At 55.8% G+C, this 15,931-nt stretch carries 10 protein-coding genes and 2 pseudogenes; 10 read left to right on the plus strand and 2 right to left on the minus strand.

The window, feature by feature from the left end:
• The 4 genes and pseudogenes from ACSHXH_RS18350 to ACSHXH_RS18365 all read left to right on the plus strand — a co-directional run.
• Positions 1 to 1,242, plus strand: a pseudogene (locus tag ACSHXH_RS18350) (hypothetical protein); the annotation flags it as partial.
• Between the two features lie 95 nt (positions 1,243 to 1,337).
• Complete coding sequence (locus ACSHXH_RS18355; RefSeq protein WP_435673252.1) at positions 1,338 to 3,947, plus strand: hypothetical protein; 2,610 nt, start codon at positions 1,338 to 1,340, stop codon at positions 3,945 to 3,947.
• 29 nt (positions 3,948 to 3,976) lie between these two features.
• Positions 3,977 to 6,409 carry a type I secretion system permease/ATPase gene (locus tag ACSHXH_RS18360; protein ID WP_435673253.1) on the plus strand — a complete coding sequence of 811 codons (2,433 nt, stop codon included), beginning with the start codon at positions 3,977 to 3,979 and terminating at the stop codon, positions 6,407 to 6,409.
• A complete protein-coding gene (locus tag ACSHXH_RS18365; protein ID WP_435673254.1) occupies positions 6,402 to 7,742 on the plus strand; it encodes an HlyD family type I secretion periplasmic adaptor subunit in 1,341 nt (446 codons plus the stop codon). Before ACSHXH_RS18360 ends, ACSHXH_RS18365 begins: the two co-directional genes overlap by 8 nt.
• Before the next feature lie 9 nt (positions 7,743 to 7,751).
• On the opposite strand, the gene ACSHXH_RS18370 is transcribed toward ACSHXH_RS18365, so the two are convergent.
• Complete coding sequence (locus tag ACSHXH_RS18370; RefSeq protein WP_435673255.1) at positions 7,752 to 9,179, minus strand: efflux transporter outer membrane subunit; 1,428 nt, start codon at positions 9,177 to 9,179, stop codon at positions 7,752 to 7,754.
• Positions 9,180 to 9,456: 277 nt separating this feature from the next.
• Here ACSHXH_RS18370 and ACSHXH_RS18375 point away from each other — a divergent pair, with 277 nt between their 5' ends.
• From ACSHXH_RS18375 to ACSHXH_RS18385, 3 genes and pseudogenes are all read left to right on the plus strand, one after another.
• Complete coding sequence (locus tag ACSHXH_RS18375) at positions 9,457 to 10,161, plus strand: IS6 family transposase (protein WP_435673256.1); 705 nt, start codon at positions 9,457 to 9,459, stop codon at positions 10,159 to 10,161.
• Positions 10,162 to 10,486: 325 nt separating this feature from the next.
• The gene (locus tag ACSHXH_RS18380; RefSeq protein WP_435673257.1) at positions 10,487 to 11,158 is read left to right on the plus strand and encodes a 4'-phosphopantetheinyl transferase family protein; all 672 of its coding nucleotides are present in this window, start codon (positions 10,487 to 10,489) and stop codon (positions 11,156 to 11,158) included.
• 198 nt (positions 11,159 to 11,356) lie between these two features.
• A pseudogene (locus tag ACSHXH_RS18385) lies at positions 11,357 to 12,711 on the plus strand (IS1380 family transposase).
• 448 nt (positions 12,712 to 13,159) lie between these two features.
• Here ACSHXH_RS18385 and ACSHXH_RS18390 read toward each other — a convergent pair.
• The gene (locus ACSHXH_RS18390; protein WP_435673258.1) at positions 13,160 to 14,515 is read right to left on the minus strand and encodes an IS1380 family transposase; all 1,356 of its coding nucleotides are present in this window, start codon (positions 14,513 to 14,515) and stop codon (positions 13,160 to 13,162) included.
• Positions 14,516 to 15,020: 505 nt separating this feature from the next.
• Here ACSHXH_RS18390 and ACSHXH_RS18395 point away from each other — a divergent pair.
• The 3 genes from ACSHXH_RS18395 to ACSHXH_RS18405 all read left to right on the plus strand — a co-directional run.
• Entirely contained in the window at positions 15,021 to 15,509 is a 489-nt protein-coding gene (locus ACSHXH_RS18395) for a YcjF family protein (RefSeq protein WP_435673259.1), read from the plus strand.
• 12 nt (positions 15,510 to 15,521) lie between these two features.
• Positions 15,522 to 15,683, plus strand: coding sequence for a hypothetical protein (locus tag ACSHXH_RS18400; RefSeq protein ID WP_435673260.1), 162 nt, complete (start codon positions 15,522 to 15,524; stop codon positions 15,681 to 15,683).
• An 18-nt stretch (positions 15,684 to 15,701) separates the two neighbouring features.
• The coding region (locus ACSHXH_RS18405; protein WP_435673261.1) for a hypothetical protein at positions 15,702 to 15,931 on the plus strand (230 nt) is incomplete at its 3' end.

Below are 15,931 nucleotides of genomic sequence, written 5' to 3' on the forward strand. Positions count from 1 at the left end.
AATACCAGCGGGGCAACAGATTCCGAAAGCGGTGCGGGTGCAACCGGCAACGCGGCGACCGATGCCACCAATACCGGTACCGGTACCTCGGACAATCAGTCCGGCGCTGGCGGAGCTGGAACTGCAACGACTGGAATGGTCGACAACGACAATTCTAGCGCTGCGGACAACACCGGCACCAGTGGAGCAGCAGCTGCAGGAACCGCAAGCACGGATGATGATGCCAGCGCGAATACCAGCGGGGCAACAGATTCCGAAAGCGGTGCGGGTGCAACCGGCAACGCGGCGACCGATGCCACCAATACCGGCACCGGCACTTCGGACAACCAGTCCGGCGCTGGCGGAGCAGGTACGGCAGCGACCGGGACGTTCACCAACACCAACTCAGGTGCGGCGGCGAACGACGGAACCTCCGGAGCCGGGGCCCAGGCCAATTCGTCGACAGACGATGACGCTGCGGCCACAGCCACGGGCGGCACAGACTCCGAGTCTGGCGCAAGCGGGGCCACGGATGCATCCAACGACGCGGATGCGACCAACACCGGCACCGGCGAATCCGCGGCGACTGGCGGTAGCGCTGATACGGACGGTTCTGCAATGTCCGACGTCAGCGGTGACGGCAGTTCCGACTCGTCGGCCTCAAGTGGCAACGGCGGAGCTACCGGATCGACCAACAGCGCCGATGCGACAGGTGCAGCCGATGGCTACTCCGACAGCGATGGTGGCTATGGCGGTCTGTCCGATATTGCGGCTGAAGCTCTGGCTGAGTCTATGACCGACAACGACACCGACGTCTCGACCGGTGGCGGTGGCTCCACCGGCAACATGGCGGATGCCGCGATGGATACCTCGGCAACGGGTAACCAGATGGCAGACTCCGGTGACGGTGGTGCTAGCGGTGCGGCAACAGCTGCAAGCGGTGCGTCCGGTCAGGCCATGGGCGGTGACGCCGATGGTGGTGCTGCTAACGGTGGTACAAACACCGGCGGCATGGGCGGAACCGCAACCAACGGTGCCGGTGGCGCTGGCGGCGACGCGGGCAGCTGGGGCTCGGGCAATGGTGACGACGGTTACGTCACTGGTGAGTCCTATGCGTCAGCAGCGGCAGCCGTCGATGTGGCAGCCTTTAACCAAAGCATCGTGATGGGTGCCAACGTTCTGGGCAACACTGTCGATATGAACGTCGTGGGCGGTTCGTTCAGCTCGAACTACATCGGCGACGACAGCAGCGACGGCGTCTAAGCCCGAGCGCGAAAGAATCCCCGGGGCCGGTCGCCCGGCCCCGGGACCTACAGAAAGATCGTTCAATTACTGTTTCTTACCGTTGGAGGTAGTCCATGTCTTTAGATCCGATCACCGAGAAAATCTCTCACTTCATTGGTTCTTTCGACATGACAATAGAGCAAGCGCGCATGCGCGACGCCTATGAAGAGTTTCGGGCTCTCTTGGCCGAACAAGCGGAAGCTCAAAGATTGGAGCTGCTCTCGCATCAGGCTAAACACGGCCACAAACTGAAGGATTTTGAACCTTCACAAAAAATCACGCTTCCATCCGATAGCATAAGGTCAGACGATGACGTCGTTGGCGGCCCGCCAGAGGCCCTGGGGCCACTGCCCACCAATGACCCTCTTAGTATTCAGGGCAACGGGTATGATATCCCCAATGTTGAGTTTCCGGGCTTGGCTCTGCCGTTGCCGATTTTCTACGCGAATTTTATTCTCCCGCTGCCGGCGTCTGTGGTCACTGTGACACATCAGCATGCGACGCTCTTCGATAACGACACATTTGGAAACGTTCAGTTTGCAGATTTTCAGCCGACAGCAGCGATCCTGTCCTCCCTGAACGAACTGGCTGATTTCGCGTATTCCTTGAGCATCATTTCGTTCGAAGGGCTCACACAAGATACTGACTGGTTCGAAGTTGTGGCTGAAATCTCGGAAACGGCCGGGCAAGTCACTTCTGTCGACAACGGTCATGTCATGGTTGCACTGTTTCAGACCGAAGAAGACGTTGTTTTGGTCAATGGTGAGCAAGCCGAAAGTCTGCCTGAATGGGAAGACATCATCCCGCTTTATCACGCGCTGAAGCGAGCAGAAGCGGAAGAGGAAGATGCGGGCGAAGGGGAAAACGAGGAGCACGACTTTTCGAGAGATTTCGAGAAAGAAGGCTCGGCCGCCAAGTATGACGATGTCAACACGGAAGTGGTTGCCGGGGCCAACACTTTGGTCAACTCCGCTTCCATTTACTCGAATTGGCTTGATGCATCGGTATTTGCCGTTGCCGGAGATGTTCTAAAGTTTGATGCAATATCGCAGGTAAACGTGCTCGTCGACCACGATATGGGAACCGGGCAGTTCTCAAGCGAACTCGGTGGGTCCCTCCAGTCGCAGACGATCAACGCCGCGTCCATCCGCGAGTTGTCGGTCGTGGAAGCTGAACTCGAAGCGCTTGAGCAAAGCGAAGCGGAAGAAGATGCTAGTGAAATTGAAAGTCCGAGAGCAGACGAGGACGATCCGCCCGACGGCGCGCAAACGGCATCCGATGATGGAGGCAACGACGAAAAGAAAGTAAACGAACCATTAAAATCCGGGCAGAGCCCATCGAATTGGGCCGTGGTTCGCTATGACGGTGATGTCACGCAAATCAATTTTGCGAAGCAATATACCTTCAGCTCGGACATGGATCAGGCAGTTTTGTCCTTTGGTGCCACAACGACCTTTTTGGGCCTCGGCGAGAACCTGATCACCAACAGTTTCAACTCGGCGCAATTTGGATATGGCTTTGATCTGATTGTGATCGGCGGGAACATGGTCGAGATCAATCTTATCGATCAGGTCAACGTCATGTTGGATAGTGATTTGTTCATGCCCAAAGACACAGTGCAGACGCCAGAAACTGTGAGCGACGCCAATGGTGAAGTCCCAATTTCTGGGTTGTTGTCGGGCGTTGAAACCATTGGTCAAAGTACCATGACTGACAGTATCAGCATGGAAAGCGCACCCGCTGTCGATGAAGAAGACGCCGGCCCAGAAGCTTTTCATGCACGTGCGACGAAGACGACTGCCACTGACGACGGGCACGAAAAAGCATCCGATAAAACTGCTACAGCCGCAGACAGTATTCTGGAAAATCAAGGTAGCAATGAGCCGACGGAGCAATCCGCCAACCTTGAGTTCGCGGAAACAAAAGATCTCTCCACTGAAGGGAGCGAAACCACTGCTGTAGAGATAGAGCCATTGAAGCTGGATACAGGCTCAGGATCAGAAAGTCTTGGGTCCGAAAAATCCGATCCGGCGCCTCGGCAAGACGAACCCGAGCAAATCGCAGCCCCGCCCGGTTTATCGACGTCGGACAACCTTCTTTACAACAAAGCAAGTATCGAAAAGATTGGCGAGGATACCGACGCAGAGATTTCGGAAACGTTTATCTCCGCACTACAAAAGTTTGCCGAAGGCAGTGACGAGGTAGACGAGGATCTCGTCCAGGACGATCTGTTTTTGGGCACGGAATTGCTCAAAGTTCTTTATGTGGATGGCGATTTCACGACCGCTAACATCTTGAGCCAGTCAAACATTCTTGGAGACAGCGATCAAATCCAGATGGCCCATGATCACTTTGCTGCTGCGCTGCAGAAAGAAATTCAGATTACAACAGGCTCAAATATCGAAGCCAACTTCGCTTCGATAAAAAACAAGGGCCAAGACAGCGTCGTCATGGCAAAAGGTACGACGTATTCGGATGCCTTAATTCATCAAGCTAATCTTGTGGATACGAACTCGCAGGCCGATGCCGCGATGGGAATTGCTGAATTGGCAAGTGAGGCTGTCGCGTTTCTCGCAGATGGTCTGATCGGACCCGATCTTGCAAAGGAAATCGTTGCTAGCGCACATGATACGGTTACGGATTCCGCGGCTCAGGCCTTGGGAACCGAAGCTGTACTGACCTGAAAAAGCACCAAGCCGGAAAGGCCAGTTACGTGAACGATCTATCACTTTCATTTCTCCAGCATCATGATATTGAAAAGAAAAAAGAGCGCCGCCAACAGGTCAAGGATAGGCTTCCTCTTCTCTTGCGCATAGAAGACCGCATTGAATACAGCGAGCTTTCGCCCGAAGTTTCTCCGGCACAAGACTTACAGCCCGAGCTTCGATTTGCGCCAGAGCCAAAGGCCCCTGTCTCGCAAGAAGCTTTTTCAAAACCAGAAGTGCGCAACATAAAAGAGTCAAAAGCTACCTTGGAAGGTCAGTGCGTTCGGAAACCGCAAAGCGCTCAGCAAGCAGATGCGGAACGGCAAGAATACACCGTTCCGGAGCAATCGTATACAACGCGGAACTCGTCCGAGCCGAAAACGGGGCAACAGCAGCCAAGCCAAGAAGCAGCGCCGGAAGCGGCTACGGCTGAAGTACAGCGCCGGAAAGATGACACAAAACTTTTGGATGAAACGGAGCGCGGCGGCGCACGTGTGGAAGAAGAAAAATCTCAGAATGCGCCTGAAGCACGCGCACCAGGTGAGGACGCAAAGCAAAATGACGTGGGGAGAGTGACGGAGAGAAATAAGATCGCCGGTGTAACGATCGAAGGCGAAACGGGGCCAATCAAGCGTTCCGACATCGGTTCAGTCAATAAGCCTCCAGATCAAGGGGGCGGCGGCGGAGGTGGTCATGGTGGCCCCCCGCCGCAATTTCACAAGCGCAAAGGTCCGGAGGATTTCGCGGAAAGTCTTAGAAAGGGACACAAAGCCGTTCGTGGAAACCTCGCGTTTGTTCTCGTGCTCACCTGTGCAACGAACTTGTTGATCCTCGCCATCCCAATTTATCTTTTTCAGATTTCCGACAGAGTTTTGACCAGTCGATCGGTTGATACTCTGATTATGCTAACTGTGATCATTGCCGGTGCCGTTATTCTGCAAGCGATTTTTGACGCTGTTCGCAGGTTCATATTGATGCGCACCGCTGTGGAGGTTGCCGTTCAGCTTGGCGCACCGATTTTGAGTGCCGCATCACATGCTTCGCTTCACGGGAGTGGGCGGGAATATCAGACCCTCGGGGACTTGCAGCAGTTGAGGGGTTTTCTGGTCTCTGGAACGCTCATTTCGTTCCTGGACGTACCATTTGCGCCCCTCTTCATTCTTTGCATTTACATGATACACCCGCACCTCGGTAGTATCGTGGTAGTCACGTCGCTGATCTTGCTTGTTGTTGCAATCGTGAACCAGAAGATCACGGCAAAACCCTTTGCGGATGCGAATGTCGCACAGTCAAAAGCCAATCTCCATCTGGATTCCATGGCGCGAAACTCGCAAATTATCAACGCTCTTGCCATGATACCCGAGGCTGTCGTGATTTGGGGCAAGGACACGGCACAGTCTTTGACAGCACAGGTATGCGCGCAGGATCGCAATATCATGACGGCGGCGGTTTCACGGGCCGTTCGTTTGCTGACGCAGGTGGCGATGCTGGGTTGGGGGGCGTTTCTTGCGATCGATGGCCAGATTACTGGCGGCATGGTCATCGCGGCATCAATTATCGCTGGGCGCGCGTTGGCGCCGATTGAGGGATCCATCGAAGGATGGAACGGTTTTTCCCTGTCGCGGTCAGCTTATCACCGCATCAAAAATCTGCTGCACTCATCAAAGGCGCAGTTTGAAAGACTTCAACTGCCCAAGCCAGAAGGCCGGCTGGATGTGGAAAGACTGTTGTATGTGCCCGGCGGCACCAAACAGGTCATTCTCAATGGCATCAGTTTTTCTCTTAACCCAGGAGAGACGCTTGCTGTGATCGGTAACTCCGGTGCCGGTAAAACTACTTTGGGAAAAATGCTTGTCGGTTCCATATTGCCAACGTCAGGAAATGTGCGCTTGGACCTGATGGATCTGCGAAACTGGGATCAGCGCCAATTTGGAGAAAGCATCGGATATCTGCCTCAGGACGTTCAGCTTTTTCCGGGCACAATAAAGCAGAACATTGGTCGGATGCGAGAGGATGCCACGGACGAACAAATCTACAAGGCGGCAAGTCTCGCAGACGTCCATGAAATGATTGCCAATTTGCCGCAAGGCTATGAAACAGTTGTAGCTGCCGATGGCGCACCGCTGTCAGGCGGCCAAAAGCAACGGATCGCGTTAGCCCGCGCGTTCTTCGGTGATCCGCGGTTTGTGGTTCTCGACGAACCAAATTCAAACTTAGACACCAGCGGCGACAAAGCACTTGCTCAGGCGATCAAGCACGCGCAAGAAAACAAAATTACCGTAGTCGTCATAACGCAGAAACCGTCGCTGTTGTCGGTGGTAGACAAAATCATGCTCTTGGCGGACGGTACGGTCCAACTGTTTGGCGAGCGCCAATCAGTCTTGGAAAAACTCGCTGGGCGCAAATCGACACCAAACAAGCAGGTCCCCAAGAATGACTAATCTTCCAATGCTCATTGAAGAGGAGCAGTGGTACGCTGAAGTGCCGCGATCAGTGAAAAAACAGGTCATATTTGGCCTCGTTCTTCTTCTGGTGTCTTTCGGTGGCTTTGCACTTTGGGCTTTTCGCGCCCCACTGGCTGCGGCCGTAATTGCGCAAGGCAGTTTTGTGGCCACTGGACAAAACAAGATCGTTCAGCACCTGGAAGGTGGCATCATCGAGAACATCATGGTCGAGGAGGGAGATCATGTAGAGAAAGGCCAAATTCTGCTTCGTCTTGACCAGACCACGGCCGCTGCAAGTGAGCGGGAACTTTTTCTCAGGCAGATGCGCCTTGAGGCGACCGAGGCAAGACTGCTCGCGCAGTATAATCATGAGGCTGGTCTGGTTTTTCCTGAGCATCTCCTTGCAGCGCGATCTGACTATGAAGTAGCTTCAATGCTGGACGGTCAACTTCTTGCATTCCAGGTAGCGGAGGCAGCGCTTGAAGAAGATTTGGCGCTTCTCCAAAGGAATTTCGATGCGTTGGAAATCAGGCGCGTTGGCTACGAGACACAACTCGACTCCTACCGACGGCAGCATGAATTGTTTCTGGAAGAACTCCAAATCAAGGAATCCCTTCTCGAGGAGGGCTTGATCAGACGATCCGAATTTTCAGCCTTCGTGCGGAAATCCATCGATACGGAAGGGCAGATTGGTCGACTTCAAGCTGAAGTCGATGAAATCGAAACGATAAAGTTGAAGTACAAACAACAGATGCAACAGGAAGTGGCGCGCTATCGGCAAACGGCGCTTGACAATTTGCAGGTTGTACAAGGCGAACTCGATGGCGTTCGCGAACAGGCGCGTGCTGCCCTGAGCGTGAAGCAAAGAAAGGATGTCCTAGCCCCTGTAACTGGAACAGTTGTGCGGATGCATTACCACACATCCGGAGGGGTCATCGAAACAGGTCGGCCCATTCTCGAGATTTTGCCCGCGGATCAGCCCCTGATCGTGGAGGTGCAGATTTCGAGAGCAGACATCGATGATGTGAGCACCGGTCAACCGGCCACGGTCAGACTGACTGCGTTAAACCAACGCACAACGCCTGTTTTGAACGGAGAGGTCTTTTATCTCTCCGCAGACGCGGTAACTGATAGTTCAACCGGCGTGGCGCAAGAAGTTTACGTTGCCCGGATATCTCTCGAACCGGATGAGTTGCGCCGAGTACGTAACTTCCGCCCTACGCCAGGCATGCCCGCCGAAATCATGATACAAACTGCAGAACGAACGTTTGCGCAGTATATTACCAAGCCAATCGCAGACAGTATGACGCGAGCGTTCCGTGAACACTGACCAGACAGCTCACTCCTTGTCGGCGGTTTGAGTTGTGGAAACTCCCAAGGGATCGACAGACGCCAAGGCACTGCGTGTTTCGTCGGTTGTGACGACGCCCTCGGCGAGCCATCCCTTGCCCACAGCGACTTGTAAACGCATCCAGTTTTCGGTGTAGTTTCTTAACGCGTTTGCAACTTCTACACGATTTGCGGCGTTCCTTCGTTCGGCATCCAGAACGTCAGTGAGGGTGATCGAGCCAACCTCGTAACTCTTGCGAGACAATTCTTCGACATTGGCAGAGGCGTCTGCAGCCGTTGTTTGAAAGCCCAACTGTGTTTGCCAGTTCCTGCTCAGCGTCAAATATGTCTGAACTTCTTCCACAGCCAATAGTACCGTTTGACGCCATTCCAATTCAGCTTGGCGTGCTTCAGATGCCGCGACCCTTTTATTGGCTTGCAACACGCCCCGGTTAAAAATGGGTAACGTCACTGTTGGCCCAAAACTCCAGCGGTTCGCTGAAGCAGTTCCGAGCGATCCGCTCAGCACGACTGACGGATAAAGTTGTGCTTCCGCCACGCCAATGGCCGCGGTAGCGGCTGCCAGGTTGCGTTCGGCAAATCTTACGTCTGGTCGGTTACGCAAAAGATCGGCCGGAATGCCAACCATCGAGCGCGCTCGTGGCCGCGGTTGTGCAGCGCCCCTTTGCATTTTTTGCATCAATGGTCCTGCTGGTTCGGCCAGCAGTGTCGCGAGCCGGAAGACGTTGGTTTCGAAATTGGCGTTCAGAACCGGAAGTTGGGCGCGTGCCGTGGCCACGTCCGATTCCGCTCTTAAAACTTCTAGTTCCGTTGCTTCCTCGAGCTCTCGTCTTTGATTTACGATTTCCAATGTCTGTTCGCGTGAGGAAATCGTTTGACGCGTGATCCAAGCTACCTGCTGAAAGTAGCGTGCTTGAATATAGGCATTGATGATGTCCGCAAAAAAAGCGAGCCGCACTGTCCCCGCATCGGCTTGTGCCGCATCGAAATTTGCGAGCGCCTGTTCTGACTCTCTGCGAAACCCACCTGCAAAATCAAAGACATATTGTGCGTTGATCTGACCGCGACTTGGATCGGTCGTATTGGGATCGTCCTTCCGCTCGACCCCGTCAAACAATGCGCTGCCACTTGTCTGAGCGTTTGGCCCGGTCCGGCCCAGAGCCGCCTCGGCCGCGCGAATACGTTCCAACGCCGCTTGAATATCAATGTTTTGTACTGACCCGCGTTCCAGCAAAGAGTTGAGTAGTGGATCCTGCAAATCGGTCCACCACTTCGCAAACGCGACGTTCTGCATCGACGTGGAGCCGGCACTGACAAACCGGCTTTCCATGTTCGCGGTGGGAGCTACGTAGTCCCGACCAGCAGTGCATGCTGTCAACAACAACGAAAAAGCCACGGACAGAGGGAACTTGCGCATGATAAAACAACACCTCAAATTGGCCCCCACGTAAAAGTAAGGATAGCAGGAAAACGCTTTATGCAAATATGCTTTAATCCAGCGCTCAAGCTGTCGTGGACTTTTTGCAACGTTTAATGTCGTTGCCTGATTTGCAATCGGGGTCTTTCAGGATGGGTGAAGGTATCGATCACGAAGGCCACGTAAACGAACCCGCGCCAGGTGGACACGAATGCAAAATGGCACTGTCAGAGCAAACCAGCTTGAGCGAGGCAGGGCGGTTGCGTAACTTCCCTTCATGACCAAACCTGATCCATTTCGCTATTTCAAAACGAGCCGAGAGATCATCCGCCTGGCGGTTATGCTGTACGTCCGTTTCCCGCTGTCGCTGCGCAATGTGGAAGATTTGCTCCACGAACGCGGCATCGACGTGAGCCACGAGGCCATTCGATTTTGGTGGCATCGGTTCGGTCCGATGTTTGCTGCTGAGATCCGAAAACGGCGGATCGATGGTTTGAAATCCAGCCATTGGCGTTGGCATCTGGACGAGATGTTCGTGAAGATCAACGGTGAGCGACACTATCTTTGGCGGGCCGTCGATCATGAAGGCGAGGTGCTGGAAAGCTTCGTCACAAAGACGCGCGATAAGAAGTCGGCCTTGAAATTCCTAAAGAAAGCAATGCGCAAGCATGGTCGGCCGGAAGTCTTCGTTACGGACGGGCTGGCATCGTACGGCGCTGCGCTGAAAGAGGTCGGCGCCGCAGACAGGCAGGAAACGGGCCGCTGGCTGAACAACAGAGCGGAAAATTCACACTTGCCATTTCGACGACGGGAGAGGGCAATGCTCCGCTTCCGGCGCATGCAAAGTTTGCAGAAATTCGCTGCCGTTCACTCTTCTGTCTACAACCACTTCAATCAGGAACGCAGCCTCTCAACGAGACCAAATTTCAAGCTCAACCGTGCCGCCGCTCTGGCTGAGTGGCGCGGTCTCGGTGCGGCATAAAGGGCAGTCATATTGTCCTTGCAGAGACGAGTTCGAATTGGTCTGACAACACCCCCACGAGGGACATTTCTACTTGGTTGCAACATTGTGTCTAGCGAAGGCGCCAGCTGGAAATCGCGTTGTGCCCAAACCTGCAGTTTTAAGACCTGCTGGTCGGCTGTCATGTCTGGACATAGACTTGCTCTGCTTTGAATATGGCGCGCAAGGAGTGCACAGGATGATTGACAGGGATGAACATCAACAGCGTTCCCACAGGTGTAGCGGCCAGCAAGGAACCCCTGCACTGCCGCTGTGGCTGACGAAAAACGGGATGTGTGCTCGCTGGATGGCATTGGATGGCGGCGAAATGGCGGCGCTTGACGTTGCCATACCACCGCAGCTTGCCCGGGCCGTCGCCAAGCGAAAGGGTGAATATCGTGCGGGGCGACGCTGTGCGATGGAGGCGATACGCGATCTTGCCCCGGATCTGCTAGCATTGACCGACACCGCCACGGACTGGCCGATCCTGGGGCCTGACCGCGCGCCCGTGTGGCCAACCGGCGTCACCGGCAGCCTGACGCACTGCGACAGATTCGTGGTCTGCCTAACGGCAAAGTCTAGACAGTACGTCGGTTTGGGCATCGACATCGAAGCCACTGTTCGACCGCAGGACAGCCTGGAAATCCGGTCGCAGATCATCCGGCCCGAAGAGTTGGAACTTGTCTCTCAGACTCCTTGGGCCGACGCGGGATTTACTCTGTTGTTCTCGGCCAAGGAGTCGATTTTCAAGGCCGTTTACCCCACGGTCAAAAGATTTGTCGATTTTCACGAAGCCCGCCTGACGGCCATATCGGGGGACGATCTGCGGTTTGAACTGCAACCGGAGTTGTCGTCGCAGCTTGGCCGTCAAAGCATTCTGCGGGTTCGGGCGGGCTGGTGGCAGGGTCACGTAATGACTCTTTGCGTGCGGCCACACATGTTTGAATGCGGCGAAGCACACTCAATCGAAGGGCGCTGAGCGCAGCGTTGTTTTATTTGAATTCACTCAGAATATTCATGATTTGTGAATCTTGTGGGTTTTCAGACCGAGTCGGCTGTCGAAACCGGAATTACCGCGACAAACCCACATTTCCCAAGTAAGGTGCTGATTTCGCTGCCGTGACCGTGTTATTTCCGATATAAATCATGGTGTTGGCGGCTACGAGGGGCGCGGTTTATGGATCACCCAGAGGGTGTGGGCTTGCAGCGGGCAGATCGGGTCGATTTCGGCCCCCGCGTACGGGTGGAGTTTCGCGGCACGCAGCTCAGTTCCGACGGCGGCCTGCTGGTGATGCGCGAGTTGGATGACGCGCTCGGGCTGTACGATCTGGCGGCAGCAGCACTATGCGACACCCGGCGCGGCAAGAACACCGTCCATCGTCTTGACGGGCTGTTCCGGCAATCGGTGTTCCGGCGACTGGCCGGATATGAGGGCGTCAACGACGCCGACCGGCTGGCCCTCGATCCGGTCATGCGCCAGGTCGTGGGCGGCCGTGCCATTGACGCGCAAGCTGCCTCGGCCTTGCAGATGGGACGGTTCGAGAACGAGACGCTAGCCTTGCCCGAGAATCGGGCGGCGCTGGCCGACCTGAACGGCCAATGGATCGACCGGTTCCATGAACGTAACGGGCTGAAATACATCGTGCTGGACATGGACAGCTCGGTCAGCCCGACCCATGGCGATCAGGACGGCGCGGCGTGAAATGACCATTTCGACTGCACTTGCTACCACCCGAACTTCCTTTTCAACCAGTTCGGCATGCTGGAACGCTGCGCCCTGTGCCATGGCAATGTCCACAGCGCTGATGGCTGGCAGGAGGTCTTGGACCCCGTCATCGCCCGGTATGCTTGCCGCGACCTTGGTGGACGCTTCTTCCGGGTCGACGCTGCCTACGCGATCCCCGCGATCTATGAGCGGCTGGAAGAAGCAAGTTTTTCTATGCCATCCGGTTGCCCGCCAACACCATTCTGCGCGAGGAGATCGCACATCGACTGACGCGCCCCGTGAGGCGGCCTTCGCTGACCAAGGTCAAACGCTTCTACGAGGACTTCCAGTATCAGGCGGCGTCCTGGGGCAAGGAGCGCCGCGTCATAGCCAAGATCGAATGGCATCCGGGCGAACTGTTCCCGCGTGTCGCGTTCATCGTCACCAACCTGCCGATGGAGCCAGACTGGGTGGTGCGGTTCTACAACCAACGCGGCACCGCCGAGCAGCATATCAAGGAAGGAAAGTATGCCTTCCGCTGGACACGGCTGTCGTGCAAGAATTTCCGTGATAACGAGGCGCGGCTGCAACTTCATGCGCTGTCTTACAACCTCGCCACCTTCCTGCGCTGCATCAAGCTGCCAGAGGCAATGGCTGACTGGTCACTGACCAGACTCCAGCTGAAGCTGATCAAAATCGGCGCCCATGTGGTGCGTCACGCCCGCGCCATCACTTTTCAACTGGCCGAGGTTGCTGTCACTGGCCCAATGGTGCGCACCACCCTTGCCGCCATCCGCCGACTGCGAGCGCCTCCGATATGCGTCTGACAGCGGGTCCACCCCCAAACTGGACGGAAGCGGCAGGACAAGTGTGTCCAAAGCGCTGAAAATCATCACCTCCGAGCCAGCACGGCACAAGTTCGAAGCATGAGGCACCCGCCTTCAGGCGCATCCGCAACTTTGGAGACCTTCAGGGCCAAAAGATACTTTGATCCGCAGGCCTGATCAGGCGACCCTCCCTCAAGAGACACGCCACTTGGGGAGTGTCGGTTGAACCGACACTCCCCAAGTGGCCTGCCGTCTGACGTCAAGATTGCCTGATTTTGCCCACTGGACAAGCGTTTTTCACCCCGAGCGGCATCTGCGGTCGCGCAAGCTGCTGGAACAGTGCGGATCGGCCCGTGAACCCGCAGCATCCTGGCCCAGCAGCGCCGATCTTCGGCGTGCCGGACAGACTTGTCCTGCCGCTTTCGTTCGCCCTCGGGCAGTTTCTGCGTCATGCGCATAGCGGTGGCGCTCGGAGACGGTTTATCGCAGCAAGAATGGCCCTGACCATTGCACCGGTCACCGCCACCTCGGCCAGTTGGAAGGTAATGGCGCGGGCGTGACGGACGACGCGGGCTCCGATCTTGATCAGTTTGAGCTGCAAGCTGGTCAACGACCAGTCGGCCATGGCGTCGGGCAGATCGATGCAGCGCAAGAAGGTGGCCAGGTTGTAGGCCAGGGCGTGCAACTGCAGTCGGACCTCGTTGTCGCGGAACTTCCGGCATGACAGCCGCGTCCAACGGAAGGCATGTTTGCCTTCCTTGATGTGCTGCTCGGCGGTGCCGCGCTGGTTGTAGAACCGCACCACCCAATCCGGTTCCATCGGCATGTTGGTGACGATGAAGCCGACACGCGGGAACAACTCGCCCGGATGCCATTCGATCTTGGCGACCACGCGGCGCGGCTTGTCCCAGGACGCGGCCTGATACTCGAGATCCTCGAAGAACCGCTTGACCTTAGTCAGCGAGGGTCGCCCCACGGGCCGAGGCAGCCGATGCGCGATCTTGTCCTTGAGCACCGGGTTGGCGGGCAGCCGAATGGCGTAGAAGTAGCCTGCTTCTTCCAGCCGTTCGTAGATGGCGGGGATCGCATAGGCGGCGTCGGCCCGGAAGAAGCGGCCGCCAAGGTCGCGCCCCGCGTAGCGGGCCATGACGGGGTCGAGAACGTCCCGCCAACCATCGGCGCTGTGGACATTGCCATGGCGCAGGGCGCAGCGCTCAAGCATGCCGAACTGGTTAAACAGAAAGTTTGGATGATAGCAGGTGCAGTCGAAATGCCCGTTCCAGGCGGACCCTTCCTGGTCGCCATGGGTCGGGCTGACCGAGCTGTCCATGTCCAGCACGATGAACTTCAGCCCGTTGCGGTCATGGAACCGGTCGATCCATTGCCCGTTCAGGTCGGCCAGCGCCGCCCGGTTCTCGGCCATGGCAAGCGTCTCGGTCTCGAACCGTCCCATCTGCGATGCCGAAGCAGCTTGCGCCTCGACGGCCCTGCCGCCAACGACCTGACGCATCACGGGATCGAGGGCCAAGCGGTCGGCATCGTTCACATCCTCGTATCCGGCCAGTCGTCCGAACACCGATTGCCGGAACAATCCGTCAATCCGATGGAGCGTGTTCTTCCCGGTGCGGCTGTCTCGCAGCGCCTCCGACGCCAGATTGGACAGGCCGAGCACGTCATCCAGCTCGCGCATCACCAGCAGGCCGCCGTCTGAACTGATCTGCGCACCACGGAACTCCAGACGCACACGGCGGTCGAAATCGACCCGGTCACCCCGCTCCGAGCTCGCACCCTCTGGGTGATCCATGAAACGAGCCCCTCACTGCCTTCAACACCATGATTTATATGCGAAATATCACGATCACGACAGCGAAATCAGCGACCTACTTGGGGAATGTGGGATGAGTGCTGCGTATATTCGGTGAATCACTCACGATTATCGAGGGAGGCTCACATTTGTATCTTTATATATTAATGCAACTTAAGAGTATTATTGAAAACCTAATTGATAAAAACATGGAGGAAATCTGTAGGAGTAAATTAGTTATATAATTTTCTCATTATAATTATTATATATAAATCAGTTACTTAAATCTGTGATATCACAGGTGTTAAATTCACTATACAAATGCAGATGAACTTCCGCTTGGGAAATAAACCACAAAACTTGTACATCGGGGGTAATTTAGGTTGGACTTTGGACTTGGCTTGCTGGATAAAAAAAGAAGATGGATGTGGTTGCGGAATATCGACGTCCGTCAAATGACGTGTTTCCGTCCGATTTAATCCCAAGCCCGATATGAGGTGACACCATGGCGACCACGACAATGGCAAAAAATGACAACAAGTCGGAAACTACTGTCGAGAACCGGCACCAGAAAGTTGCAGAGATCATCTCGTCTTCGGTGAAGTGGTCGGCTGCGGGCGGCGTTGTACCCGTGCCTTATCTCGATCTGCTCGCCATCGGCGCCGTTCAGGTACAGATGGTTCGCAAGATCGCGGCTGCATACGCACAGGATGCGGATGAGCAGAATCTTAAGGCCGTGATCACGGCGCTGTTGGGAACTTTGGCACCGGCGGCGGTAAGTACTGGCCTTCTGGGATCATCGGTCAAGCTGATCCCGTATAGCGGTACGTTGATTGGCAGCGCTGGAATGGCAGCATTTGCCGCCGCATCCACCTATGCAATCGGCAAAGTCTTTGTGCGTCATTTCGAAGGCGGCGGATCGATGCTCGACTTCAGCGTCGATGCCATCAAAAAGGACCTACAGGACGAATTCGCTGCCGCCAGCTCCAAATAGGTCTGTAGAGCGATGAGTCCGATCGTCGTCATAGCCTACCTTGGCCTGTGCGCCATCGTAGGGCTTCTCGGGCATGACCGTGCGCTAGGGTTTGGCGGAGCGTTCTTTTTCTCCGTCGTTTTGACGCCGCCGATCGTGGCCATCACACTGCTTTTGACCCAGCCCAAGCAGTAAGCAAGTGCCGGGAAAAATATGACCGAAAAAGCGTCGCAATCCGCTCAGCCCCAAGGGCTGGGCGAAAGACTTTTGAGGCTCATGGCCTCGGGCAGTCAGTCCGCTCAGAAGGGTCAGAGGATTGGGTTGGTCCGGCTCTGGTCGTCGATCGGGAAACCAGGATTAGCGAATCTTGGGATTGTCGCGTTGCTGTCGGCGACATGCGGCACGGTCGTGCTTTACCTGCTGAATGCCGAAGCGCGCGAAGT

This window comes from Marivita sp., assembly GCF_051251565.1.
GTDB lineage: Bacteria > Pseudomonadota > Alphaproteobacteria > Rhodobacterales > Rhodobacteraceae > Marivita.

Excerpts from the sequence above, each read along its gene's own strand:
- ACSHXH_RS18355 (WP_435673252.1), top strand. The coding sequence starts at position 1,338 with ATGTCTTTAGATCCGATCACCGAGAAAATCTCTCACTTCATTGGTTCT.
- ACSHXH_RS18365 (WP_435673254.1), top strand. The coding sequence starts at position 6,402 with ATGACTAATCTTCCAATGCTCATTGAAGAGGAGCAGTGGTACGCTGAA.
- ACSHXH_RS18370 (WP_435673255.1), bottom strand. The coding sequence starts at position 9,179 with ATGCGCAAGTTCCCTCTGTCCGTGGCTTTTTCGTTGTTGTTGACAGCA.
- ACSHXH_RS18375 (WP_435673256.1), top strand. The coding sequence starts at position 9,457 with ATGACCAAACCTGATCCATTTCGCTATTTCAAAACGAGCCGAGAGATC.
- ACSHXH_RS18380 (WP_435673257.1), top strand. The coding sequence starts at position 10,487 with ATGGCATTGGATGGCGGCGAAATGGCGGCGCTTGACGTTGCCATACCA.
- ACSHXH_RS18390 (WP_435673258.1), bottom strand. The coding sequence starts at position 14,515 with ATGGATCACCCAGAGGGTGCGAGCTCGGAGCGGGGTGACCGGGTCGAT.
- ACSHXH_RS18395 (WP_435673259.1), top strand. The coding sequence starts at position 15,021 with ATGGCGACCACGACAATGGCAAAAAATGACAACAAGTCGGAAACTACT.
- ACSHXH_RS18400 (WP_435673260.1), top strand. The coding sequence starts at position 15,522 with ATGAGTCCGATCGTCGTCATAGCCTACCTTGGCCTGTGCGCCATCGTA.